The organism is Nostoc flagelliforme FACHB-838 (assembly GCF_014698065.1).
Lineage (GTDB): Bacteria > Cyanobacteriota > Cyanobacteriia > Cyanobacteriales > Nostocaceae > Nostoc > Nostoc flagelliforme_B.
The window spans coordinates 50,743-77,023 of record NZ_JACJSI010000009.1; the positions used below are offsets into that span (position 1 = coordinate 50,743).

General features: G+C 41.6%; 15 protein-coding genes and 1 pseudogene. 13 read left to right on the forward strand and 3 right to left on the reverse strand.

The window, feature by feature from the left end; all coding sequences use genetic code 11:
• Positions 1-490: 490 nt before the first annotated feature.
• Positions 491-1,105, reverse strand: a complete 615-nt coding sequence (locus H6G97_RS07100; RefSeq protein ID WP_190939965.1) for a TetR/AcrR family transcriptional regulator — start codon at positions 1,103-1,105, stop codon at positions 491-493.
• A gap of 297 nt (positions 1,106-1,402) precedes the next feature.
• On the opposite strand from H6G97_RS07100, the gene H6G97_RS07105 reads away from it, so the two are divergent.
• The 4 genes from H6G97_RS07105 to H6G97_RS07120 all read left to right on the forward strand — a co-directional run bounded on the left by H6G97_RS07105 (position 1,403) and on the right by H6G97_RS07120 (position 5,216).
• Complete coding sequence (locus H6G97_RS07105; RefSeq protein WP_190939966.1) at positions 1,403-2,710, forward strand: HlyD family efflux transporter periplasmic adaptor subunit; 1,308 nt, start codon at positions 1,403-1,405, stop codon at positions 2,708-2,710.
• Between the two features lie 90 nt (positions 2,711-2,800).
• On the forward strand, positions 2,801-3,976 hold the full coding sequence (devC, locus tag H6G97_RS07110) for an ABC transporter permease DevC (protein WP_190940031.1): 1,176 nt from the start codon (positions 2,801-2,803) through the stop codon (positions 3,974-3,976).
• An 88-nt stretch (positions 3,977-4,064) separates the two neighbouring features.
• Complete coding sequence (locus tag H6G97_RS07115) at positions 4,065-4,781, forward strand: DevA family ABC transporter ATP-binding protein (protein WP_190939967.1); 717 nt, start codon at positions 4,065-4,067, stop codon at positions 4,779-4,781.
• Between the two features lie 36 nt (positions 4,782-4,817).
• The gene (locus H6G97_RS07120) at positions 4,818-5,216 is read left to right on the forward strand and encodes a nuclease A inhibitor family protein (protein WP_190939968.1); all 399 of its coding nucleotides are present in this window, start codon (positions 4,818-4,820) and stop codon (positions 5,214-5,216) included.
• A gap of 110 nt (positions 5,217-5,326) precedes the next feature.
• Here the strand turns inward: H6G97_RS07120 and H6G97_RS07125 are convergent, their stop codons facing one another.
• Positions 5,327-6,169, reverse strand: coding sequence for a DNA/RNA non-specific endonuclease (locus H6G97_RS07125; RefSeq protein ID WP_190940032.1), 843 nt, complete (start codon positions 6,167-6,169; stop codon positions 5,327-5,329).
• A 392-nt stretch (positions 6,170-6,561) separates the two neighbouring features.
• Between H6G97_RS07125 and H6G97_RS07130 the strand changes: the two genes are divergently transcribed.
• The 4 genes and pseudogenes from H6G97_RS07130 to H6G97_RS07145 all read left to right on the forward strand — a co-directional run.
• A complete protein-coding gene (locus H6G97_RS07130; RefSeq protein ID WP_190940033.1) occupies positions 6,562-7,758 on the forward strand; it encodes an HlyD family efflux transporter periplasmic adaptor subunit in 1,197 nt (398 codons plus the stop codon).
• A 46-nt stretch (positions 7,759-7,804) separates the two neighbouring features.
• Positions 7,805-8,977, forward strand: coding sequence for an ABC transporter permease DevC (gene devC, locus H6G97_RS07135; protein WP_190939969.1), 1,173 nt, complete (start codon positions 7,805-7,807; stop codon positions 8,975-8,977).
• Positions 8,978-9,037: 60 nt separating this feature from the next.
• Positions 9,038-9,775 (forward strand): DevA family ABC transporter ATP-binding protein, encoded by a 738-nt coding sequence (locus H6G97_RS07140; RefSeq protein WP_190939970.1) that lies wholly within the window; start codon positions 9,038-9,040, stop codon positions 9,773-9,775.
• Between the two features lie 233 nt (positions 9,776-10,008).
• Positions 10,009-10,455: pseudogene (locus tag H6G97_RS07145) on the forward strand (IS4 family transposase); the annotation flags it as partial.
• A gap of 577 nt (positions 10,456-11,032) precedes the next feature.
• Here H6G97_RS07145 and H6G97_RS07150 read toward each other — a convergent pair.
• Positions 11,033-11,323, reverse strand: a complete 291-nt coding sequence (locus H6G97_RS07150; RefSeq protein ID WP_190939971.1) for a hypothetical protein — start codon at positions 11,321-11,323, stop codon at positions 11,033-11,035.
• 3,035 nt (positions 11,324-14,358) lie between these two features.
• On the opposite strand from H6G97_RS07150, the gene H6G97_RS07155 reads away from it, so the two are divergent.
• The 5 genes from H6G97_RS07155 to H6G97_RS07175 all read left to right on the forward strand — a co-directional run bounded on the left by H6G97_RS07155 (position 14,359) and on the right by H6G97_RS07175 (position 26,184).
• Positions 14,359-16,215 carry a fatty acyl-AMP ligase gene (locus tag H6G97_RS07155; RefSeq protein WP_190939972.1) on the forward strand — a complete coding sequence of 619 codons (1,857 nt, stop codon included), beginning with the start codon at positions 14,359-14,361 and terminating at the stop codon, positions 16,213-16,215.
• Positions 16,216-16,510: 295 nt separating this feature from the next.
• Positions 16,511-16,816, forward strand: coding sequence for an acyl carrier protein (locus tag H6G97_RS07160; protein WP_190939973.1), 306 nt, complete (start codon positions 16,511-16,513; stop codon positions 16,814-16,816).
• A 40-nt stretch (positions 16,817-16,856) separates the two neighbouring features.
• Positions 16,857-18,254, forward strand: a complete 1,398-nt coding sequence (locus tag H6G97_RS07165; RefSeq protein WP_199349284.1) for a hypothetical protein — start codon at positions 16,857-16,859, stop codon at positions 18,252-18,254.
• A gap of 192 nt (positions 18,255-18,446) precedes the next feature.
• Positions 18,447-23,285, forward strand: coding sequence for a type I polyketide synthase (locus H6G97_RS07170; RefSeq protein ID WP_190939974.1), 4,839 nt, complete (start codon positions 18,447-18,449; stop codon positions 23,283-23,285).
• Positions 23,286-23,289: 4 nt separating this feature from the next.
• Positions 23,290-26,184: a type I polyketide synthase gene (locus H6G97_RS07175; RefSeq protein WP_190939975.1), complete on the forward strand. Its 2,895-nt coding sequence runs from the start codon at positions 23,290-23,292 to the stop codon at positions 26,182-26,184.
• Positions 26,185-26,281: the final 97 nt, after the last annotated feature.

Genomic DNA, 26,281 nt, shown 5'->3' on the forward strand with positions numbered 1-26,281 from the left:
GGCGTAAATAATTATTGTTGGGATAAGGCAGAGGGCAGGGGGAAAAAGAGTTTGAGCGTTGTTTACTTTTCTTTACACAGTTTGCTTTTATTGTGCCGACTTACTTAAAAATAACTACGGCAGGTTCGCCAATTTTGAAGAGATATTAACTAGCAGTTTTTTAATAATTAGCTGATACCTTTTTAAGGTTTTCACGCCAAGTAAGCTTTTGCAACCTGTATTAATTAAATGTATCCTTTCGTTATTATATGCGGCCCCCGGATTTCTCACTTGTGAGAAATCCGGGTCAAATATTCCACCATTGAGCGGTATCATGTCCGCTTGATTACTTATTAAACCCGCAGAACTCCACGCCCTGTCAAAGCTGTGCTTTGTCTCCCCCAAGAGCAGGCAAAGAGGGGTTCTTTTATTATGGGTAATTTGGCGGAGATGATCTTAATCAAGGTGATATTCGGCTTTCCGACCGAACAAGCGCTGGGAAACAGCCAATCTAATCGGCGCATTTATTAATTAGGTGTGTGAAGGCATCAATCAGGCGATCGCTTTCCATTGGTATAATGTCCTGTCCATGCATCACATTTTGAGTAATATGAAAATGCACCAATGCTCCTATGAGAATTCTCGCTGTTGCCTCTGGGTCAGGTATCTTTAATTCAGGAGCCGCCAAGTATTCAGTTAGAGTTTCCGCTACTGGCTTAATCATCGCCCGAACACAAATTTGAGCTAACTCAGGAAAACGCCCAGATTCTCCTATTAGTACTCGCATAAATGCACTATGTTCTTTGTCGTTAATCATCTGCTCTAATGCTTTGGTTGCTACCTGGTGGAGTATAGCGGCTGGTTCTCCCTCAATAGGTTCTGTGCCAAAAATGGAGTTGTTCTTTTTGCTTGCCAGTTGCTCTAACAGTACTTTAAAAAGTCCTTCTTTATCTTGAAAGTGGCTGTAGACTGTCGCTTTAGAAACACCTGCTGCTACCGCTACCCGATCCATACTTGTGCCAGCGTAGCCATGTTGAAGGAATTCTTGCATTGCTCCTTGCAGAATTTGCTCCACTTTATCAACGGAATTGTCTCGATCCACTTCGCCAGCTTTGATGCGTACCATTTATTAATCATCCTTTCTTATAAACAATATTAATAGATGCTGCAAAATGCCCTGGTAAAAAATGGCGAAAATAAATAGAAGGGTGGAGGGGACTGGGGGAGCCACTTCTCTTACCTTGCGGGAAACTGACGCAACAGTTGGGATCTTAAACCTTTGCTACCTCTGCAATAACTGCCTTCCTTGATAAAGCTGAAAAGAGTTTAGTTGTATCTTCTTGACTAAACTAGTCCGTTTAGTTTAGCATAAACTGAACTGAACAGTTTAGTACAGTTTGCTACTGGTGGTAAGGGGGAATGTATGAGGGAAAACAGGAATTCAGAGGGTTTAAGCTCTTCTCAGAATCTTTTGCGATCGCCTCTTCTACTTGCAATAATTGGCTCTCTAGCGATAGGTGGAATCAGCGTTTATACGGTGATGAAGCTTCAGGCTACGGCTAATGAAAAGCAAAAAGTACCCGTAGCAGTTCAGCCTGTGGTAAAAACAGTAACAGCATTAGGGCGGTTGGAACCAAAGGGAGAGGTAATAAAACTGTCAGCACCTTCTTCTAATGAAGGAAATAGGGTACAGCAACTATTGGTGAAAGAAAGCGATCGCGTCAAACCTGGGCAGATAGTTGCGATTATGGACAACCGCGATCGCCTACAGGCTAGTTTGATTGAAGCACAAAAACAAGTTCAAGTTGCCAGAACCCGCCTTAATCAGGTAAAAGCTGGAGCCAAACAGGGAGAAATTGGAGCGCGTCAAGCTACTGTGAATCGTTTACAAGTAGAACTAGAAGGAAACATTAAAACTCAGCAAGCCACAATTAATCGTATAGAAGCAGAGCTACAAGGGCAACAACGGAGCTTGCAAGCAACAGTGGCTCGCGTAGCAGCCGAGAGACGCAATGCCCAAGCTGATGTGCAGCGCTATGAGACTTTGTACAATGCAGGAGCAATTTCTAGCCAGGAAGTTAATAACAGACGCTTAAGCGCCGAAACTTCCACTCAAGCGTTAATTGAAAGCCAAGCGACTCAGACAAGAACTGTTGCTACCCTACAACAGCAGCTTAACGAAGCAAAAGCCAACCAAGAGCAAACCCTTGCCAGCTTGCAACAGCAGATTAACGAAGCAAAAGCTAACCTAAATCAAACTGCTGAAGTCCGTCCAACAGATATAGCAAATGCACAAGCAGAGGTAGACAGCGCTCAAGCCACCGTGGATAAAATTAGAGCAGAACTGGCGCAGGCTTATGTTGTGGCTCCTAAAGCCGGTCGAATTTTAGAGATTAATACACGAGCCGGAGAAACTGTTGGCAATGAAGGAATTGTGGCTCTAGGTCAAACCGACCAGATGTATGCAGTAGTAGAAGTTTACCAAAGTGATATCAAGAAAGTGCGTCCGGGACAGGATGTGCGGGTAAGCAGTGATTCCCTACGCAATGAATTAGAGGGAAGAGTAGATCGGATTGGTATGCAGGTAAAGCGGCAAAATCTGATCAACGCTGACCCCTCTAGCAATATTGATGCCAGAGTTGTGGAAGTGCATGTGCAACTGAATAAACTATCTAGCCAAAATGCTTCTAGCTTCACTAATTTGCAAGTTAAAGCGGTAATTGAAATTTAATTGGGAATTGGGCATGAGGTTATTCCATTCTTGCCTCCCCTGCTCCCTCTGTCTCCCCTGCTCCCTCATCTCCCCACTCCCCTATTCCCTATTATGAAATTAATCGAACAAGTGCGGCGGCGAACGCCTTTAGGATGGCTGCAACTGAGTCATGAAAAAGGCCGTCTTTTGGTGGCATTGTCAGGCATTGCTTTTGCCGATGTTCTGATGTTTATGCAGCTAGGATTTCAGAATGCGCTGTTTGAAAGTAACACAATCATACATCGCAGTATGCAGGCTGATATGTTTGTCATCAGTCCCCAAGCACGTAACTTAGCAAATATGTCTAGCTTTACGCGGCGACGGCTGTATCAAGCAATGGATGTACCAGGTGTAAAGTCGGCAGAAGGAATGTATATCAACATTGTTGATTGGAAAAATCCCCAAACACATCAGAAGACGACAATATTAGTTATGGGGTTCAATCCGGATCAGCAAGTGTTTAACTTAGCGGATGTGAATCGCCAGATTGATGATATTAAGCTACCAGATACCGTTTTGTTCGATCGCGCCTCTAGAGGAGATTATAATGATGCGATCGCTAAAATAGAACAGGGTAAAACTGTCACAACCGAAATAGAACGCCGGACAATTACCATTAGCGGCTTATTTTCAGTCGGGGCCTCCTTCATAGCTGATGGTACTTTAATCACCAACGACCAGAACTTTCTGCGACTATTTCCCAGACGAGAAGCCAGCGGTGTCAGTGTCGGTTTGGTACAGCTGCAACCAGGCTACGACCCAAAACAGATGAAAACAACTTTAGAAACTTATTTGGATGATGATGTTAAAGTTTTAACCAAAGCAGAATTTATCGAATTTGAAATAAATTACTGGAAAACGAATACTGCTATCGGGTTTATCTTTAGCCTGGGTGTAGCGATGGGGTTTATGGTGGGCGTGATTATCGTCTATCAAGTTCTTTCTACAGATGTGAATTCTCACATCAAAGAATACGCCACTTTCAAAGCAATGGGGTATAACAATCTTTATTTATTAGGTGTGGTGTTTGAAGAGGCAATAATTTTGGCAATTTTGGGCTTTATTCCCGGAGCGATCGCACCTCTAGGACTTTATCATTTAACTCGTAATGCCACCAATTTACCACTTTATATGACTGTAGGGCGGGCCTTAACGGTATTAACTCTAACTATGATTATGTGTATAATTTCTGGTGCGATCGCTACTCGTAAATTACAGTCTGCCGACCCCGCAGATATGTTTTGAAATTAGTCCTTTGTCATTGGTCATTTGTGATTTGTTACTTAAAAGGACTAAGGACAAATGACAATCATCACGAGTAATCGAGCTATTTATGACTAGCAAACCCGTCATCTCTGTTAAAAATCTCGACCACTATTTTGGTAATGGTCAACTCCGCAAGCAAGTTCTTTTTGATATCAATCTAGATATTAACGCTGGTGAAATTATTATTATGACTGGGCCTTCTGGCTCTGGTAAAACTACACTTCTTACCTTAGTCGGCGGTTTGCGTTCTGCCCAATCTGGTAGTTTGCAAATATTGGAACAAGAACTGTGTGGCGCTAGCAAAGGACAACTTACCCAAGCGCGACGCAATAACGGTTATATTTTCCAAGCACATAACTTGCACGGTAGCCTGACAGTACTCCAGAACGTCAGAATGGGCTTGGAAGTACATAATAATATTTCGCCGACAGAAATGAAAACTCGGTCAGCCCAAATGTTAGAGGAGGTAGGATTAGGGCATCGCCTGAATTATTATCCTGATGATTTATCTGGGGGACAAAAACAACGAGTTGCGATCGCTCGTGCATTGGTTGGTCGTCCTAAAATTGTTTTAGCGGATGAACCCACCGCCGCCCTTGACAGTAAATCGGGACGAGATGTGGTCAACCTCATGCAACAACTAGCAAAGGAACAACATTGTACCATTCTTTTAGTCACTCATGATAACCGTATTCTCGATATTGCCGATCGCATTGTCCACATGGAAGATGGCAAATTAGTAAATGACGATGCTGTTATTGCAGCAGTTAAAATGAACGGGTAATGATACAGTATGAGCGGTATCAAAAATTAATTACTCATGAGTAACAAAATTACTGAAAAATTAAAACAGTCTTCTGCTGATTTGTTAATGATGAGCGAGTCAGAATACCCTTTTGAGGTTTTTTTATGGACTGGTGAAGCTAACGGTCTGACAACTCAAAAACTACTCCAGTTAACAAATCATCCCCAAGACTCACCGATTGAGGAAGTGGCTTTAGATTATTTATTTCGAAATTGTGCCTATGAACAAGAGTGGCATGACGAAGAACAGAAACAAAATGTTAAAAAATTTCAAACACTTGTCCAGATTCTTAAAGATAACCTCAATGAAATTAAAGTTTATCGTATCGGTACGATAGATATTGATGTTTATATTATTGGCAAAACTCCATCTGGAGATTTAGCAGGTATTTCTACTAAAGTTGTGGAAACTTAGTAGCTAATTTATAATTCGTAATTAATTTATAGATTAACTCAATTTATGGATTGAAATTAACAAATTTATTAATTACGAATTATATTAAATTCTGTGTAGTTTTGATTGAGCTACAAATTATCAACTCTAGATTCAATCACAGATTGAACAGATGTTGACACATTCGATAATAAATTTAAGCCTGTTTGAACTTCAATTGAGTCAACAGAAACTCGATATGTTCTCCAATCGTTGTTTCTTATGCCTTGAATGTTAGGCATATTAACACTAATAACCCGCGTGTTAGCCGTAACCCCAGACCCTCCAGCACCAGGGTTTACTACAATAGTTTTCCAAACCCTAGTCGGAACTTGAACATTGCCATTAGCAATTGTATATCTTGTGCCATTCGATCCAGTTCCACCAATGCCGTAAGTGCCAGAAATAATACATAGTTCATTCCCTTGGCTCACTAAGCTTCTAGAGTAGTTTTCTAGTGAAGCCCAAGGCCCCTGATTATTATCCGGTGATTGTGGCACCATATTCGTCATGAGAAAAGTTGCTGAGTTATCGGTTACTGTCTTTGTTCTGTCAGCAGAAGGTGTCATGTGTCCTCTATCAAACCCGCTACCAGAATAGTCAGAGCTACCTACCCGATACCACCCAGTAGGGAGAGTAGTATCAGCACGGAAGTTATCTTGTCTGGGTGTGGAACCTAGCCACGAGGAATTTAGCTGCCAAGACACCCAATTTGGAATCCCTTTATCGCGGCTGTAACTTAGCGCATATTGAGGTTTTACTAATAAATAGTTGTTTGGAGATGAGACGTTTGTTGTTGCATTACTTGGATTGCCCACGCACAGATGCACACTTGATGATTGTGCTTTAGTTGGGCGTAAATATCCAATCAAAGCTATAGGTAGGGCTACAGCTACACAAGGCAACAGAAATTTAAAAAGCCTAGTTTTTTTCATGTGTTTAGTATTTAAATACACAATTAGTTTCTATGGCTTATGTCTCGGAGATCAAGTATTCAGGGATACAAAAAGTATAAAATTTGTAATCTGATTGTTGGCGCTGTTACAACCTGCAATTTGAAAACAGTCTACTATACCTGGGTACTTTCATAAAACAAAGGTAGTTTACCAAGAACATAAACCTCTCATTCAATAAAGATATTTGTTGTTCTCTTCGCCAGCTAAATAACTTTATCTAAGTAAAATCTCAACAATTTCTAAATTATTCTATGGGCTTTTAAGTGATAAATCAACAATAACGGACTAAAGAAGTAAGAAGTAGCAAATAAATACTGAGAAAAGCTTAATCTATTCTTTTTTCTGCGCCACTAGTTAAGAGGTAATCTATGGTGCGAAATTCAAAGCTAGGGTACAGAATGTTCCCTAAGTCTATTCTGCGTCCATCTGTTGCTATAGGTATAATTGCATCTTTATTGATTGGCGGAATAAGTTTTTATATAGTAAAACGCTGGCAAAATTATGCAAATCCAGAGGCACAAATTCCAGCAAGACAATTGCCACCGTTAAAAACGGTAACAGCTTTAGGACGGCTCGAACCACAGGGAAAAGTAATAAAACTTTCTGCTGCGGTGTCTGCGGAAGGAAGCCGGGTAGAAAAGTTGTTGGTGAAGGAGGGGGATAGGGTAAAAGCAGGACAGGTAATTGCAATTTTGAACAGCCGCGATCGCCTGGAAGCAGCATTAAAAGAGGCACAGGAACAAGTGAAAGTAGCCCAGGCTAACCTAAACCGCACCCAAGCAGGTGCTAAACGCGGTGAAATTGCTGCCCAAAAAGCCGCGATCGCTCGCTTAGAAGCAGAACGTCAAGGTGATATTAATACCCAAGTAGCGACAATTGAGCGATTCCAAGCCGAAGTGCGTAACGCCCAAGCGGAAGACGAACGCTATCAGCAGCTATATCAACAGGGGGCAATTTCCGCCTCCCAACGGGATAGCAAGCGTTTAAACTTGGAAACTACCCAAAAAAGCCTGCAAGAAGCCCAGGCGCAGTTAAATCGTATCCAATCAACTAGCCATCAGCAGGTAAAACAGGCTACAGCAACACTAGATGAAATCGCTGAGGTGCGAGGAGTGGATGTAGCAGCTGTCCAAGCAGAAATTAATCGTGCCGTAGCAGCCATGAATCTAGCAAAAGCTAATTTAAAACAGGCTGAGGTGCGATCGCCTCAAAATGGACAGGTATTTGAGATCCGCACCCATCCTGGAGAATTAGTATCAAATGATGGCATTGCAGATATTGGACAAACCAATCAGATGTATGTGATAGCCGAAGTATACGAAAGTGACATCGGCAAAGTGCATTCAGGGCAGCAAGTGCGAGTTTTTGGTGATTACCTCCCCATTGAATTGCAGGGAATCGTAGATCGCAAAGGCTTGCAAGTGCGACGGCAGAATGTCATTAACACAGATCCCGTAAGCAATATCGACAACAGAGTAGTAGAAGTCCATATCCGACTAGATGAAGCCTCTAGCCGAAAAGCCGCTACCTTAACCAATATGCAAGTTAAGGCGGTAATTGAATTGTAAAACGGGCATTTCCCCAATCCCCAATCTCCAACCCCAGTACCTAATTATGGGATTGATCAAACAACTGCGACGACGAACCCCTTTAGGATGGCTGCAACTGAATCATGAAAAAAGCCGTCTTTTGGTGGCATTATCAGGCATCGCCTTTGCGGATCTTTTGATGTTCATGCAGCTAGGTTTTCAAACTGCGCTGTATGACAGTAACACCAGACTACATCGCAGTTTGCAAGCAGACATTGTTTTAATGAGTCCCCAGGCTCGTAACTTGCCAAGCTTGTCTACATTTTCTCGTCGGCGACTTTACCAAGCAATGGATATACCAGGGGTAAAATCGGCGGAACCAATGTATTTCAACAACACAATTTGGAAAAATCCCCAAACACACCGTGAGACGGGGGTGTTAGTTATCGGGTTTAACCCAGACAAGCCAGCGTTTGACTTACCGGATGTTAATCAGCAATTGCAAGCGATCAAAATGCCGGATACCGTCTTGTTTGATCGTGGTGCAAGAGGAGATTATCAAAAAGTGATCGCTCAAATTGACCAAGGTAAAACTCTAACCACCGAAATAGAACGGCGCACAATTACCATTAGTGGATTATTCAAAGTTGGTGCTTCTTTTGGTTCTGATGGCAACCTAATTACCAGCGATCAGAACTTTTTGCGGCTATTTTCTGGGCGACAGCCCAGCAGTGTCAGTCTAGGTTTGATTGTTCTTAAACCAGGTTATGACCCGAAAAAAGTAGCAGCAATGCTCAAAGCCTACCTAAAAGATGATGTCAGAGTATTAACCCATACTGAATTTATTGAATTTGAAAATAACTTCTGGAGAACAAATTCCCCAATTGGATTTATTTTCAGTTTGGGTGTATCGATGGGGTTTGTGGTGGGGGTAATTATCGTCTATCAAGTCCTCTCCACTGATGTTAATGCCCACGTTCGAGAATACGCGACCTTCAAAGCAATGGGATATCGCAATTACTACTTGCTAGGTGTGGTGCTTGAAGAATCGTTGATATTGGCAGCGCTGGGCTTCTTCCCCGGATTGGGAGTGTCTTTAGCACTTTACCAACTGACTCGCACTGCCACAAATTTGCCTATGTACATGACTGCAATTCGCGCCTTGCAGGTATTGGTGCTAACTATCATTATGTGTACAATTTCCGGTGCGATCGCTACCCGCAAACTTCAAGCCACTGATCCCGCTGATATGTTTTAAGTTTGTCATTTGTCATTTGCAAAGGACAAATTACGAGCGTTACGAGTAATCGATCTATTTATGACTAGTCAATCCGTCATCTCCATCCAAAATCTCGACCATCATTTTGGTCACGGCTCACTCCGTAAGCAAGTTTTATGTAACATTAACTTAGAGATTAACGCTGGTGAAATTATTCTCATGACCGGGCCTTCTGGTTCTGGAAAGACTACCTTGCTGACCTTAGTAGGTGGGTTGCGTTCTACCCAATCTGGTAGTTTGCGGGTGTTGGGACGAGAACTTTGTGGTGCTAGTGCTGAACAACTAGTGCAGGCGCGACGCCGTAATGGTTATATTTTCCAAGCACATAACTTGCATGGTAGTTTAACAGCACTCCAAAACGTCCAAATGGCTTTGGAATTGCACAAACATCTTGGGTTAAAAAAGATGCAAGCTAGGTCAGCCCAAATGTTAGAGCAAGTAGGATTAAGAAATCATTTGCATTACTATCCTGATAAACTGTCTGGGGGACAAAAACAAAGAGTAGCGATCGCTCGTGCTTTAGCCAGTCATCCTCAAATAATCCTCGCGGATGAACCCACCGCCGCGCTTGACAGCCAATCGGGACGAGATGTAGTCAATCTCATGCAAAAACTGGCAAAAGAACAACGCTGTACCATCTTGATGGTTACTCATGACAACCGTATCCTAGACATTGCCGATCGCATCGTTGACATGGAAGATGGCAAACTCAAGTCCAAAGTAATACTACTGTTTTGTATAACGATACTGTGGCAACTAGGGACAGCGATCATTTAGCAATTACTAATATTGAGAGATTTATCACAATGCGCTTGGGTTAAGAATAATTGTAGTAGTGCGGCAAGCGTAATTTGTTAGGTTGGGTAATCATAGAATAGTTTTGTTTAATACTTTTTAGGCTTTTTGAACCCAATATTTTAACCTTGCCGCGCTAGTAGGTTGGGTTGAAGGGATTGAAACCAAACAAAGGCTTGAAAACGTTGGGTTTCGCTCCTCAACCCAACCTACATAATGTAGTTATTTTGGTCATAATTAATCTTAAAACTAATGTCCGCAGCCATGTAATTCTATTCTTTAGTGGCTTGGAATTATCATTTGAGAAAATAATCGACTACTATAATCTCTGTTTCCAAATCGAGTTTAACTTTCGTGATGCTAAACAGTTTTGGGGTCTGGAAGATTTTATGATCTAAGCCAAACTGCGGTAACTAATGCTGCTAAAACACGCATTTTTTATGGTCAATTTATCCCATCGTCTCCTCTCGTATTTTCGTCAACATAATCCCGGTTCTGGTATTATTGACCTGAAAGCTTATTATCGTGGCTTTCGATATGTCCGTGAAATGTTAAAAATGCTTAGGGAAAAACCTGAGCCTATTTTATTAACCCAAATTTTTGTCAAGCTTACTGTTTTAGGACATATTCATCCCGTTTCTACAGGTGTTGAACCCTCGTAAATTGGCTACGGTATTGATTAAAAGAGATAAAAAGCGATGAATTTAGCACCCAGTGAGTTAGAACGCTATCACTACCAAAGGAAGTAATTACCTAATTTACTCAATTCATATTATTTTTTATAGTTCTCTACAGTTTTTACCAAAATAGTTAGATAATTGTAGCAATCGCTCTATAAGCAGATCGCCACAATTCATTTAGAGCTATTTTGTAGCAATTATGACATCCAACGCTTTAATCACAGCGATCGCTTATTTTCCCTTTTAAAGTTGGAGATGCTCTACTGTATTAGGCATTTAGTTGTATTATATGTAGCGTATAATGTAAATGTATGCTACAATTTTTGGAACGGCGTAAATTAAATCTGTGAAGTATCCCAACCTGCAATTCTTACGCTTGGGCCTTCCTTTGAATATCTTAGAAAGTCCAATCTTTTCGAATCAGCAACGGTCTGAAATTTCAATTTGGTTATATCGAAATTATAGATAACCAATGGGTATTTACTAATTTCCCAGGGATGGCATCGCCTTTAGCTTTATTAAGTTGATGTAAAAGAAAAATTTCTACCTATTAAACTAATTAATGTTTATAATCTTGATGATCATTTGTACCCTGTTCAGTTTCTAGTAGCCGTGAAATTAGCACGTCTGGTTTTCTACTAATAACAGCCTTAATTTTATCAATAGCAATTACCTCACTGATTTTTACAACCATTTCCCATAAAGTATCCTCTTCTGTCTCTTTATTGTAAGTTGTATGTTTAAACCACAATGAATCATCCCAAACTCCGATAATTGTGGCAAAATACCACTTGTCTCGTATTAGTATCCAGATTTCTTTTTCTAAGTAAGTCTGTAGTAGAGTTTTCATAATGCCTAAGATAATGAGTAATACTGTGCTACATATTAAATAAGCATTAAAAGCTAAGACAACAGTTAAAATACTGAAAGTGTTTTAAGAAAATCAAAGGCTGGTTATTAGAGAAAGTTTTTGAAGAAGAATACATCCTTATCTCCAAAGGGGAAAAGGGTCAAGGCTAAAGAATGATGGTAATTACTTAACCCCACAAGGTACAGATAAAGTGTTTTTAAATATACAGAATAGTAAACTACTTAGACTTAGCCGTAGGCTAAGTCTAAGTAGTTTACTATAGACCCGTTGCGCTGCACCTGAATCTGACATCTGGTATCCAACACCCAGTTTTCTTCTGCCCCGCGCTTACCCTACTTGATTCCATTGGCAATAACTCTAGCCCAAAAATCTGATTTTACTGTTAAGGTAGGTTCCCAATCTGGTTTGATCCTTCCAAGGCTCACCCTTCTATAATCCTTACTTGATAAGCCTTTGAAATAAAATTGCCATTCCCTAAGACCTTAACTTCTCACCTATGATATCCATAAAGTTAAAAAATAAAAAAATATGTGTTTTAGTGTAAAGAAGGCAAAAAGCAGGTATGCTGAACATAGAGGAATGCAATAAACGTGTAGACCTCTGTGCCACACTGACTAATAGCTCCAAATCAAAGATTTTGGTAGGGAAATTAAAACCTTGGCTATTCTCACTCGCCATTCTTGGGTTCTGGCATTTCAGTAAAGGAGTAAATCTCTTATGCCCTATGTCTTTAGGTATACAACGGAAAGTTAAGTTTTTAAACTTAATGATCTAACCTAAGAAGTGTTGCATTAACCATCAAATAACTGTATTGTTTAGATTGGTTTTTCTAAAAGATCACTAAAAATAAACAGATGAGGAGGAATAAAAATTGTTTTGATTGATTCACAAAAACTATTAATCAGCCCTTTCCAGGCTTCACCTTTCGGAAGTAACTACTTAATAGGCGCTACTTTCAAATTTTGCAGCAATTACATTTATTAAAAGGTTCTATGGGTTGGTAATTACCTTCTAACCCTAAGATTTTCAACCTTTATAATACTTGTGTTCTCTGATTTCAATGTAATTTTAGCTACGAGTATTGATCTTAAATTGGAAATCTATTATGTTTATTTATAAGTAGCAAATATTCAACAATTAACAAAAAGCCATAGCGAACTTAGATATTCCTTTAGCAATCCCCAATGATAGCAGGTAAAATCTAAGTCCTTATTTAAACCGGGAGTTAACCCCCCTAGTCTCCGAAAATGCCAGAGGGATTATCCCAGTTTTAGTTGTTTATCAGGCTATTAATAAGTTAACCTTTGTGGCTAACTTACTTATGTACTTTTCTGCAAATCTCGGGCAAGAGAAATTCAGAATTAGCTGGCGCACTTTCGTGCAGCCGCTTTTTACCATGAATAACAACTAATAGCAATTATGACACAAACTCTTCGTCAAAATCAAGCTATAGTAAATCAACCTTTTGTAAGTTGTAACACTTGCAAGGGCAATTTATTCTACTTAGGGCAAACTCATCTAAAGTATAAGAATCCTTTAACGGTACAGCAAGGATTGGGGCTTTTGATGATGATTCAGGCTATTGTTTTCATCAATAACCTGTCCAACAAGGATTTCAGAAATTACGTGCGTTTGCCCTGTCATTCTACCAATCAACCGCAACGAAAATTTTGGCTCAAAGATCAGAATTTTCGCTCAATAAATAAATTTAGATTTTTCTCTAGCAGCATAATTTTTATGAGGGTGCGAAATACGGCGGCTAACAACTTTGGTTAGTTAATCTGAGAATTTTAGTAGTTGTTTCTCACCTATGCATCTCTAATCAAGAGAAATACACGGATGTTGTAATTGCTTGTTCAGCATTGATTGTATTTTTAGGCTCAAAGCAGGACAGGTGCATAGAAAACTGGGATCAAAAATTCTAAGTTTGTAGCGCGTTCTTTGAGGTGAGATAGAGCTATCCATATTTTCCAAGTATCAATATATTTGCGATACCTATTTCGCGATGAACTTTGGGATTTATCGCTAGTTTATTGTCGTAGATATTCTGCAATCATTCTCATTTGAAGGCTGCAACATTGAATATAATTCACATTTTTCACAAACGTTGATACAGCACCTATTGCTATGGTTAACTTGCAAATCCACCTTAGTTGGTTGATTATAACCACACAATGAATTAGTATTTGCAACTAATTAGTAATTACATTACAACTAGGCAAAGGCTGATTTTCCTATGTAGTAGCTCGATAAGGAAAATTTTCCTAAAAAGTATTTGAGTTAAAGAAAATATATGTTATCAACACTAAAATACTTTTCAAGTCATCATTCCAAAACAAATCTAATCAGGGTTATCAAGTCTTTTTAGAATACAATTGCAGCAAAAATCTGGAATAAATGCAGATGCAGATGCAACATATTAGACCAAAAAAAGGCTTAAATCATGTTTTTCCAGGTTTATCTGCCTATATTTTCTAAGTTGAATTCACTGTACTTTGAGAAACATAGATTTTAAAGAACATGATAAACTCACTTGATTATTTTGTTCAACTTTGTTATGTCATTGAGTTTTTTGCTAGTAGCTAAAAACTAAGATATAGATAAAGTTTTTGCATATACTTCATTAGATAGATTCATAAAAAAGTTTTAAATAGTGTGTTGACTTATGAAGAAATTAACTATATTCTAATTCCATGAAACACAAACAAAATCTGTAACACTTGTCACATCATTTTAGCTTGTGTAATCGAATAAACCCATCTAAATAAATATAGTTCGCATCAACCTTAATCAGCAATGAATAAATCATTATCTCTAATTTGATTTATTTCCTTAAGCTTCAAACCCATCATTTAAATCTTTGTTAATGAATAGGGTTTAGTGAGATAAACTTAGAATCTATAAATAATAAGATAGTCTGATTGACATCATGCGATCACTCTAATTTCTTAACGCAGATTTAAGTATCACATCTGCCTGACACAAATAACTGTAATTGAATAGAGGCACATTGAATGAGTGTTTATTCCAACAGCTTGATAACTCCGGATCATTTTTCAACGTTAGTTGAATTGCTGATTTATAGAGCAAAAAATCAGTCTGACCAGAAAGCTTATACTTTTTTACAAAGTACAGAGACAGAAGCAGCATCATTGACTTATGGAGAGTTACATCTGCAAGCACAAGCGATCGCAGCTAGTCTCCAGGCTCTAAATCTTGGCGGTGAACGTGCTTTGCTGCTATATCAACCGGGTCTAGATTTTATCGCTGCTTTCTTTGGATGTTTATATGCCGGCGTTATTGCTGTTCCTGCATATCCACCCAGACGAAATCAAAAATTGTCCAGGTTGCAGGCAATAGCTAAAGATGCCGAAGCCAAGATCGTACTTACTTCTAAATCTATTTTAGATAACCTCCAAACTAGCTCCAATCAAGAAGATTTAGAAATTTCTGGATTGCATTGGCTAGCTACCGATGAGTTGAGCAACGATCTAGCACAAGCATGGCAACCGCAGGAATTGACCGGTAATACCTTAGCTTTCCTCCAGTACACATCTGGCTCTACAGGGACACCAAAGGGCGTGATGATCACTCATGGGAATCTGCTGCACAACGAGCGGATGATCGAGAAAGCCTTCGGACATACAAACAAAACTATCGTTGTTGGTTGGCTGCCTGTTTTCCATGACATGGGACTCATTGGAAATGTCTTGCAACCTTTATATTTAGGGGTTCCTTGTATTCTGATGTCTCCAGTAGATTTTCTCCAAAAACCAATTCGCTGGTTACAAGCAATATCTCACTACAAAGCTACAACTAGTGGTGGGCCAAACTTTGCTTATGATCTTTGCATTCGCAAAGTGACACCCGAACAGTTAGCGACTCTCGATCTCAGTAGTTGGGAGGTTGCCTTTACCGGTGCTGAACCTGTTCGTGCTGAGACTTTAGAGCAGTTTGCTTCTACTTTTGCGCCTTGTGGCTTTCGCAAGGAAGCATTTTACCCCTGCTACGGTATGGCAGAAACCACTTTGATAGTAAGTGGGGGTGAGAAAACAGCTTTACCAATCACTTGCAAGGTAGAAAAAGCAGCATTAGAGCAAAACCGAATTGTCAAGGAGCACAAGGCTCAGGGAGATACCCAGACAATAGTAGGTTGTGGCCAGAGTCCTGCTGATCAGAAGGTGATCATTGTTGATCCCCAATCCTTAACGATGTGTGCGTCTGAACAAGTTGGGGAAATTTGGGTAGCAGGCCCGAGTGTTGCTCAAGGTTATTGGAATCAACCTGAGCAGACAGAGAAGAGTTTCCATGCCTATTTAGCAGATACAGATATTAGCGATAGTGCAACCTCAATCCCATTTTTTCGCACTGGAGACTTAGGATTTTTGCAAGATGGGGAGTTGTTTATCACAGGGAGATTGAAAGATGTAATTATCATCAGAGGGCAAAATCATTATCCACACGATATTGAACTGACTGTCGAAAAGAGCCATCCAGCCCTGAAACCTGATTCAGGAGCAGCATTTTCCATCGATTTTAAGGGTTCCGAACGACTAGTTATTGTTCAGGAGGTAGAGCGGAGTTACTTGCGGAAGTTAAACGTTCAAGAAATTCTTGGAAATGTGAGACAAGCAGTGATTGCACATCATGGACTGGATATATTTGCTACGGTACTCATCAGGACTGGAAGTATCCCTAAAACCTCTAGTGGTAAAATTCGCCGTCAAGCTTGTCGAACTGCATTTCTTGCCGGCACCTTGGATGTCATGGAGGATTGGAGTGAGAATCCTCAGAACAAAGCCAAGTTTAAGGATCTAGAAGCAGAGGTTGATTCTGTTCTCAAGCAGTTAATACCTACCAAGCAACTATAAGCTAGGCAGAGGTAGTGCAGGAATCCTCAGTAATTTACCGATCATGATATCAGAGGCAAAAGAAAGCGATCCCAAGTAGATACCTGCAAACTCTCTATAGGTCTATCTATAGGCAGTTAGATTGACAAAAGCTCAGTTGCAGTGGTCGCAGATAGCTCCAGATACGGGGATCATTTATCTTCTAGAGTTTTTTAGCTTGGTTAGGAATATTCATATTCCTAAGACAGGTATGGTTGCAGTGAAAAATTGAACACATTTGATTGTTGAAACATCTACATAGACGAGGACTTAAATTATGACAATGCAGAATCTTGAATTGAATACCACATCTACAGTTGTAACTAAGCAGATCCCAACAGCAACAGAGATTCAAGCATGGATAGTCTTATATCTAGCTGACTTACTGGAAGTCGATTTAGAAGAAATCGAAGTCACAATACCCTTTGACCGCTATGGTTTAGACTCTTCAGCAGCAGTCGGTTTGACAGGTGATTTGGAAGACTGGTTGGGATGTGAACTCGATCCAACCCTACTATACGATTACCCAACTGTTGAGGCTCTAGTTAAGCATTTAGTCTCAGAATTAAAAGTTGAAAAATAATCTCAATTCTCTTCATATTTAGTGCATTCAGGAGAAAATCATGGTAACTGTAAACAAGACTTTCGAACCATTAGAAGCGCAGGAGCGAACGCACTTCCATCGGATTGAAAAAACTTACCAAAATAATAAAGACTCAGATTATACTGAGAAACTTAAAGAACTGGGTCAAGAATTTAATTACGCCAAAAACAGCAATTATTATTGGAGTAAACCTGACCTTTCGCTTCTGTATGGGACTCCTCTTTATGATGCTGCTTCTGACAGCCAAAAGCTAGCGCTTAACCATCTTTATTGGGTTGGTAATTATAACCATACTGCTGTTAGCGAAGCCAGTACAAGTATTTACAACATGGTAACGTCTGGTGTATTTCGTGCCGTTGGTGGCTATGAAACACTTTGTGATGAACTGGACTTTGAAACCGAGCAGGAAAGCTACCACATTCGTACCTTTCAAAAGATAGGCTACAAATCGAAAATGGCTATTGTTGGCAAAACCATATTGGGTAATTCCCTTTATGGCAAAACAGCAAAAGACAATAATAGTTGGCTTAATCTTTTAATTCCTCAACCTGTGCGAGAGTATTTCACCTCTAGTCAAGGAAGTTCTCCCTTTTCAATACAGCGAGACAATACCTTAAGCGCGATCGCTAAGACAATGTTGAGCAATAAAAAACAGTATTACTCTCAGTATTTGAGAAATTTAGAAGAAAAAGGTGAGCCGATTCCTGCACCAGCAGATGGACTAGCAGGACGAATCGCACCCCGCCACTGGTTACGGTTTTTTACTGTTCACTGGGGTATGTCGCCGTTTATGGCGTGTCAGTACTATTCCTTGCGCTACACCGCTAATGCGATTCTCAAGAATCAAGAATATCCTTATGTCAGGTATTACCGAGAGTTAGAGCAAAAAGGCGAATATATTCCGGCCCCAACAGCTGTTTCTTATTACCACTTATTGGATGAGGCTTTCCATACCACAATCTCTCAAACCATTGCCAGAGATATGTATAAAGATTTCCCGAAGCCAACTGCTTACGAGAAATTTATCTCTGGTTCCATAGTCTATCAAATCCAACGCAACCTTTTGAGCGGACTTTCTGGAGTCTTACCTGGTCGTTGTGTTTATGATGACCAGATGTTAATGCTCTTTTACTACAAGCTCTTGAAGTCTCCTTTATTTGAGATGGAAACAAAAGAAGCACTTGATTGGATGGAAAAATGCTTCTGCCAAGAACACGAAGGTTATCAAACCGGACTGAAATATCATCAAAGTCTTTTGGAATTGATGCGGAGATTATTTAATCGCCTAGATTATCAGTGGGCTGTCAACCGTAACATGGGGATTATGGCTGCTGGAGCCTCAATTGACAAAGCAATTCAAAACAATATTCCGGTCTTTAAAGAGTTCAAAAAATCGGTTCTAGCTCAAGACAGTTAAAGCAATCCGTAAGGGACTTCCCAATAAAAAATATCCCAAAAACTCTCTCTTCTTTATTCCTGTGTGTTCTCTGTGTTCTCGGCGTCTAGGTTTATTTGGGTAATTTATTTCTTGGAAATCCCTAATTCGCAATTCGTAATTTAATTCTTAACTACGAATTAGTAATTAGTTAAAAAGAGGCATAATATTTTGATGGAAGCCATAGCAATTGTTGGCATTGGTTGCCGTTTTCCCAAAGCTAAAAATCCTGAATCATTTTGGCATCTCTTGCGTGATGGAGTAGATGCGATCGCACAAGTACCATCAGAACGATGGGATATAAACGCCTTTTATGAATCTAAGCCAGCGACACCAGGAAAAATGAACTCCCGTTCGGGCGGTTTTTTAGATCAGGTAGATTTATTTGATCCCAACTTTTTTGGAATTTCTGCCCGCGAGGCAGAACATCTAGACCCCCAGCAAAGATTAGTCTTAGAAGTAGCTTGGGAAGCTTTAGAAAATACTGGACTTGTGCCAAAAACTTTAGCTGGTAGCCAAACAGGGGTGTTCATCGGTCTTACCAACGCTGACTACCACAAACTGATCTACAAAAACTCTTCCCAAATAGGTGCATATAGTGCTACAGGGACTACCCCTTGCATTGCCGCCAATCGTCTATCCTACTTGCTGAATCTGCGTGGCCCCAGTATAGCTATAGATACGGCTTGTTCTTCATCATTAGTAGCAATTCATTTAGCTTGCCAAAGTTTGCGAAACGGAGAGTCTAATCTCTGCCTAGCTGGAGGAGTTAACTTGATGTTAGCTCCAGAGCCTGCAATTTCTTGCTCCCAAGCTCAGATGATGGCTCCTGACGGGCGTTGTAAGACTTTTGACGCTAGTGCTGATGGTTATAGCAGAGGAGAAGGTTGTGGCGTAGTCGTACTTAAGCGTCTAGAAGATGCTCTCCGTGATGGAGACAACATTTTGGCGTTAATCAGAGGCTCGGCAGTTAACCAAGATGGTACGAGTAATGGACTGACAGCCCCTAATGGGCCTTCCCAGCAAGCAGTTATTCGCCAAGCTCTAGAACAGGCTGGAGTCGCCCCAGCGCAGATTAGCTATGTAGAAGCTCACGGGACTGGCACTTCTTTAGGAGATCCCATTGAAGTCAAATCCCTCAAAGCTGTACTGATGGAAGGTCGTTCTCCAGAGCAACCCTGTTGGATTGGCTCAGTCAAAACCAACATTGGTCATTTGGAAGGTGCTGCTGGCATGGCTGGCCTGATCAAGGTGGTCTTACAAATGCAGCAACGGGAAATCGCCCCCCATCTGCACCTCAAGCAGCTTAATCCTTATATTTCTCTAGAAGGCACACCCTTTGCCATTCCAGTTGAGCGTCAGCCTTGGTCTTCCTCTGGAAGTCGCTTGGCAGGGGTCAGTGCTTTTAGTTTCGGTGGCACCAATTGCCACATAATTTTAGAAGAAGCACCGCTCCCAACCCCAGTCACGAGTGAAGTTGAACGTCCCCAGCACATTCTGACCCTATGGGCGAAAACTGCTCCGGCTCTAGCGGAACTAGCACAAGAGTATCAAGATTTCTTTGCGTCTCATCCAGAAGTATCGTTGGCGGATATCTGCTTCAGTGGAAATACGGGGCGATCGCATTTTGAGCATCGCCTGGCTGTTGTTGGTGAATCTGCTGTAGAAATTTGTCAGCAATTGAGTGCTTTTGAGGCTGGAGAAGATACTTCCGGTCTTAGGAGTGGGCAATTAAAGAAAAAGAAATTGCCGAAGTTAGCATTTTTATTCACCGGTCAGGGATCGCAGTATCTAGGTATGGGTCGTCAACTCTACGATACCCAACCGATTTTTCGGGAAGCTATTGACAAATGCGCCCAAATTCTCCATCCATATCTTAAGCAACCTTTAGTTGAGATTCTTTATCCCGAAGCAGGCAAATCTTCGCTTTTAGATGAAACAGCTTACACTCAACCAGCCTTGTTTGCTCTGGAATATGCTCTATTTCAGTTATGGGAATCCTGGGGGATCAAACCAGATGCAGTGATGGGGCATAGCGTAGGTGAATATGCAGCTGCTTGTATTGCCGGGATATTTAGTTTAGAAGATGGTCTAAAGTTAATTGCCGAACGCGCTCGTCTCATGCAAGCATTGCCCCAAGATGGTGAGATGGTGGCGGTAATTGCGTCGGAAGCTTTAGTAACCTCAATTATTGAACCTTATGCCCAAGTTGCCATTGCTGCTATTAATGGCCCTAAGAATATAGTAATTTCTGGCGATCGCCACGTTATAGAAACAGTTACCAACATTCTGCGGACACAAGGAATCACGACGAAAAAGTTACAAGTTTCTCATGCTTTCCACTCTCCCTTAATGGAACCAATGCTAGGTGAGTTTGAGCAAGTAGCCAAAAATGTTACCTACTCTTCACCTAAAATTAGCCTAATTTCCAATCTCACTGGTCAACCAATTACAGATGAAATGGCTACCCCTGAGTATTGGTGCAATCATGTGCGGCAGGCAGTAAGATTTGCAGACAGCATGGAGGCTCTGTATCAGAGGGGCTACAAAATATTTGTCGAGATTGGCCCCAAGCCTATACTAATGGGAATGGGTCGTTATTGCTTACCGGACGGAGAGGGAACTTGGCTACCTAGCCTGCGGACTGGGCGTGATGATTGGCAACAAATCCTTGACAGTTTAGCGGCATTGTACATTAGTGGCGCGATCGTAGACTGGAATGGTTTTGATCGAGACTATGCCCGTCGTCGAGTTGTTTTACCAAATTATCCATTTCAACGCCAGCGCTATTGGTTTGAAGCAGTTAAGAATGGGCATTCAAAAACAGAGTCTTTATCCCAAGATTGTATTCAGACTCAAATCTTCAATCTCTTACATCAAGGGGAGACTCAAGAACTAGCCAAATACTTACAAACTGCAACAGAATTCTCCCAAGAAGAAATTAAAGTACTGCCTAAGCTGCTAGAAATATTAGCCAAGCAACATCAGCAACAACTAACAGCAGCATCTTACAAAGATTGGCTCTACGAAGTTAGTTGGCAGCCCAAGCCCCGTCAGTTGACACAAATCAGCGATCAAGAACCTGGTAGCTGGCTGATTTTAGCTGACAAACGGGGTGTTGGACAAGCTTTAGCGCATCTTTTACAAGAGCAAGGTGAAAGTTGTTTTCTGGTCTATCCTGGGGACAGCTATGAAGTTAAACAGCCTGGAACTTGGAGTGTTAACCCATCGAATCCAGCCGATTTTGAGCGGCTTTTCCAGGAGGTAGTGGGAACTAACAACTTACCGTTAAAAGGAGTTGTTCACCTGTGGAGTTTAGAAGCAGGATTGACTTCAGAATTAACCGTCCCTTTAATAGAAAAGATTCAGGTTCTTGGTTGTGCCAGTACCTTGCATCTAGTGCAAGCTCTTGCCTCACGCCTCGCCTTGCCCCGTTTGTGGTTAGTAACTAGAGGAGCAGTACCAGCAGTATCTTCATTGCAAGCACCAGCCCAGGCTTCTTTGTGGGGATTGGGTAAAGTTATTGCTTTAGAGCATCCCAAGTTGTGGGGAGGACTACTAGATTTAGCTCCCGATGCTCCCACAGATGAAGCAGTAAATCTGTTAGCAGAGATTTGGGATTCTCAAGGGGAAGACCAAATCGCCTTCCGAGAAGGACGGCGTTATGTGGCTCGTCTCATCCGCAGCGAAGTACCAGAGGCTCGCTCAATATCTCTGCAATTGGATAGCACATATCTAATTACTGCAGGATTGGGAGCATTAGGTCTAAAAGTAGCACAGTGGATGGTAGAGCAAGGGGCGCGGCACTTAATGCTGACTGGGCGCAAACAGGCATCAGCTGAAGTACTCCAAGCGATCGCTCAGATGGAAAATCTGGGAGCTAAGGTAGCGATCACTCAAGCTGATGTTGCCCACTGGAGCGATATGGTTAGAGTATTCGAGGAAATTAAAACCTCAATGCCGCCTCTGGGAGGAATTATCCACGCTGCTGGGATGCTTCAAGATGGCATCCTCCGACAGCAGGAGTGGAAGTCCTTCGAGCAAGTTATGGCAGCCAAGGTTAAAGGAACTTGGATTCTGCACACATTGAGCCAGCAGTTACAACTGGATTTCTTTGTCACATTTTCCTCGGCTGCGGCGTTATTAGGTTCGCCAGGTCAAGGAAATTATGCAGCCGCTAATGCTTTCATGGATGCGTTAACCGATTATCGCCGAGCATCGGGACTGCCAGGATTGAGCATCAACTGGGGACTCTGGAAAGATGCTGGCATGGCTACAAGTCTGGGAAACCGCGACCAAGCGAGATTAGCAGCTCAAGGGATGGAGTCAATACCACTAGAACAGGGATTGCAGATATTAGGAAATTTACTAAAACAGGATAGAAGTCAGGTAGGAGTATTGCCAGTTAACTGGCCTAAGTTCTGCGAACAATTTCCTGAAGGTGTGGTTTCACCATTTCTGGAATCTTTCATTGCCATAGATAAAAAACCATCGTTGCAGCGAACACAATTTTTACAACAGTTAGAGGCAAGCCCTGTAAACGAGCGGCAAACTCTTTTAATTGCTCATATCCAAACTGAACTTGTTAAGCTTTTAGGGATTGATGCATCGGAATTAGAGCCGCAACAAGGTTTTCTTGATCTCGGCATGGATTCTCTGATGGCGGTGGAGTTGAAAAACCGTTTGGAAAACACTCTGAGTTGTTCTCTACCTTCAACTTTAGTTTTTGACTATCCCACGATCGAAGCACTTGTCGATTATCTACTTAAAGATGCGATACCTTCTCTACGAGAGGCTTCTCTTTCAGAGACGCTAACGCGAACGCCAACGGTAAGCTTCTCTACGAGACGCTCCGGGAACGCTAACGCATCTTTAATTTCTGATGAATCTGCTGTCGAGTCACAAGAAACCAACCATGAGGAGCAAGTTGTAACTGATTCATATTTAGACGATTTATCAGACAGCGAAGCGGAAGAACTGCTGCTTGGTAAATTAAATAGCATGAGGTACTGAAGAGATGTCAGAACAAGAAAATAGTGTATCACCCATCAAGCGGGCACTTCGGGCGATTGAAGACCTGGAAGCCAAAGTTAACCAGTTGGAGTATGCCAAACGAGAACCAATTGCAATTATTGGTATGGGTTGCAGATTTCCCGGTGCTGAGAATCCAGAGGCATTCTGGCAACTGTTACGCAACGGAGTTGATGCTATTACTGAAGTTCCTGCCGATCGCTGGGATATTGAAAAATTCTATGATCCAGATCCTGATGCTCCTGGCAAGGTGTGTACCCGCAAAGGTGGTTTTTTAACTCAGGTAGATGGCTTTAACCCAGAATTTTTTGGAATTTCAGCTAGGGAAGCAGCAAGTATAGATCCTCAACAACGGCTGTTACTAGAAGTTGGTTGGGAGGCTTTAGAAAATGCAACTCAAGCACCAGAGCATTTGTATAACAGTTCTACAGGAGTGTTTATCGGCATTTACCTCAATGATTACAGCAAGGTAATGTCCTTAGTAGGAGATTCAACCCAAATCGACGCTTTTAGCGCGATCGGTAACTCCTTGAGTGTAGCGGCTGGGCGCTTGTCGTATATTTTAGGGCTAAAAGGCCCGAGTATGGCGATCGATACTTCTTGTTCTTCTTCATTAGTTTCAGTGCATTTGGCTTGTCAAAGTTTGCGGCTGGGAGAGTGCAATTTAGCCTTAGCTGGCGGAGTTGGTTTGAATCTCGTCCCAGACACCAGCATTGCTCTCTCCAAGTCACGGATGTTAAATCCTAACGGTCGCTGTCAAACCTTTGATGCTGCTGCCAATGGTTTTGTGAAAGGAGAAGGGTGTGGTGTCGTCGTCCTTAAGCGCCTCAAAGATGCTTTAGCTGACGGGGATAATATCTTAGCCTTGATTCGGGGTTCTGCGGTGAACCACAATGGGCGTAGTAGTAGCTTGATTGCTCCTAATGGGATGTCTCAGCAAGCTACGATTCGCCAAGCTTTAGAAAATAGTGGCGTAGACTCAGCCCAGATTGACTATGTAGAGGTTCAGGGTACTGGGACATCAGTTGGAGAACCAATTGAAGTGGCAGCTTTGGGGGCAATATTTGGTAAGAATCGTCCTCAAGATCAGCCTTTAGTTATTGGTTCAGTAAAAACCAACATTGGTCACTTAGAACCCGCTTCTGGGATCGCCAGTTTAATTAAAGTGGTGCTGGCTTTGCAACATGGAGAAATCCCACCACATCTGCATTTTCAGCAGCCTAATCCTAACATTAAATGGAATGAATTCAGGCTAAAAGTTCCAACTGAGCGGATGCCCTGGACTGTAGGAGCAAAGAGCCGACTGGCGGGAGTTAATACCTTTGGCTTTAGCGGCACTAACGCTCATGTGATTTTGGAAGAGGCTCCAATTTCAGAAGTAGCGCCAAGATCAATAGAACGCCCCTTACATTTACTAGCACTATCAGCTAAGACAGACGAAGCTCTAATTCAACTAGCCGAACGGTATGAGAAGCACTTGGCTGCTAACCCAGACTTAGCTTTAGGAGATATCTGCTTTAGTGCCAATAGCGGGCGATCGCACTTTCAGCATCGGTTAAGTGTGGTAGCATCTTCATCTAACGAACTTTATGAAAAGCTAGCCGCCTTCCGCACTGGGCAAGAAGTAACAGGGTTATTTAAAGGAAAGGTCGCAGGTTCTCCGAAAATAGCCTTCATTTTCACAGGTTTGAGCTACAAGCATCTAGGAATGGGGCGTAAACTCTACGAAACTCAACCTACCTTCCGTGCTGCCCTCGACCATTGCGATCAAATCCTGCGTCCTTACTTAGAGCAACCATTACCAGAGTTACTTTTCTCTCAATCTTCCCTCACCCCCCCTGCCCTCTTCTCCTTAGAGTATGCCCTTTTCCAGTTATGGAAATCTTGGGGTATACAACCCACCACAGTTATGGGTAACGATATCGGGGAATACGTTGCTGCTTGTGTAGCTGGAGTTTTCAGCTTGGAAGATGCCTTAAAGTTGGTTGTCAAGTCCCAAGTAGACGAGTTTGAAAAAATCGCTAAGGAAGTAACCTACTCTCAACCACGAATTCCCGTAGTTTCTGATCTAACTGGTGAAATAGCTACCCCTGAGTATTGGTCTGAGCAAGTACGAAAACCCGTAAATGCAGCCAGCGTATATATTTTAGCTCAACAGGGGTACGAAATATTTGTAGAAATAGGTAGCGATCGCTTATCTAAGAATCAAAAAGTTTCGCTTCCTAGTTTGCATCCAGAAAAAGAAGATTGGCAACAGCTACTAGAAAGTTTGGGGACTTTATATGTACATGGGGCAAAAGTAGACTGGTTAGCTTTTGACCTAAATCACTCCCGTCAACGTCTGCAATTACCAACCTATCCCTGGCAGCGAAAGCGTCATTGGTTTGGAGCTAATCGTAATGGGCACGAGAAAGTTGAGAGCGTCTCCCCGAATAAATCTCTCAACAATGCAGACTTCAAGCAATTAGTCAAGCAGTTAGAAATGACCGCAGAACTTTCACAAGCAGAGTTGAATTTGCTGCCGAGACTGCTTGAGCTATTAGAGAAGCAACACCAGCAGACCGAAACTCAGGAGGAAACTAACATAACATTGCAGCAACTGAGTCTTAAATCTCTGACAGCAGAAGATATTCAAGCTTGGTTAGTTAATCAAATTGCCCAAGAACTGGGAGTCAAACCCGATGAAATCAATGTCCGGCTACCTTTTGACAGTTACGGCTTAGATTCTGTGCTAGCGATCGCGATCGCTAGTACTGGAAAACAATTTCTCGGACTTGATATGTCTCCACTTCTCTTGGTGCATTATCCCACTATAGAGTCACTTTCACAGCACTTAGCCAAAGAAGTAGAAGCTTCTGAATCAGAAACCTTTGAAATTTAAGTTAAGCATTTATTTCTTCCTTTGTGTTCTTTGCGCCCTTCTCTAACGAGACGCTGCGCGCAGGTTGCTTCTCCGTAGGAGTATGCGGTTCGTTCAA